Annotated in this window: 1 protein-coding gene; it reads right to left on the reverse strand. The window is 49.9% G+C overall.

The features are described 5' to 3' along the window. Window positions 1–967: hypothetical protein (locus tag A3750_RS25730; RefSeq protein WP_197474822.1), on the reverse strand; the 967-nt coding region annotated here is incomplete at both ends.

Consider the following 967-nt stretch of genomic DNA (forward strand, 5'->3'; position numbering starts at 1 on the left):
GCTAGTCCTATCGGGGTAGCCGCGCAACGGGTAATCTCGACCATGAATGATCGCCTGCTCAAAGGGGCTACTGCTCGGACTGTCGCCGAGGTCGAATACATCCGCGCCTTGCTCCGCATAGCCTTGCATCACCCTAAGTGCTAACGTGTGGGCATTGTATAACGATAAATATTCGTTCCATTCAACCGTCCAAACATTGCCATCAGAACTATCGGTGTTAGCAGCTTGAAAATCCCGTTCTAGCTTATCTCGCTCCAAATTCATAGACAGTATTCTGCCGTGCGAGGGGCTAATGCCATAGAGAGCATAACTCGCGTCGGTGTATTGCACGGCAAGTCCGACTGTATTTACGGTTAGAGTGTTATTGAGTGCAGGGTTGAGAAGATAATCGGCTGCCCGTTGTTCTTGATTACCGCCTCCAATAATGCGGAGGTTGGAAAAGTCAAAAGGAATATCTGTATGAGCGAGCAGCGCGATATTTTCGTTCTCCTCCAGGAGAGTGGTTTTATCTACAAACTCGGGTGGTGCTGATGCGCCTCCAAGCGCGTAGTCATAGTCTTTCGAGTAGAGTGCGGTGAAGTGGTTATAGAGCGTGTATGACGCTTGAAGTTTGTTCACATCGTTCTCAAAGTCGCGACCGACCACCAATCCCCAGTTATGAAAATTCAAAGCATCGCGGCCAGACAAAACAAGAGAGAGCGTGTTTTGCGCATTGTCGTTTTGGTAGCCAAAAAACCAGCTTGTTGGCGCGACCGTTTCGAGCGCGGAGTAGGTCTGTGTCACTGGTTGAGCGTTTGCTGCTTCCTTTGGTACTGGGCTGGCCTCTAGCTCAAATCCTTTTCCAGGTTTTGCTAGCCTTAAGGAGGTCTCTTTGCTCTCGCTGTTGTAGCGCTGAACCTTATATGGCGCCTCGGCGATATCCCAGCCATTCCCGGAGTAGCTACGAAAAACTAATCGGTCGTTTGCT

The sequence above is a fragment of the Oleiphilus sp. HI0079 genome (assembly GCF_001635105.1).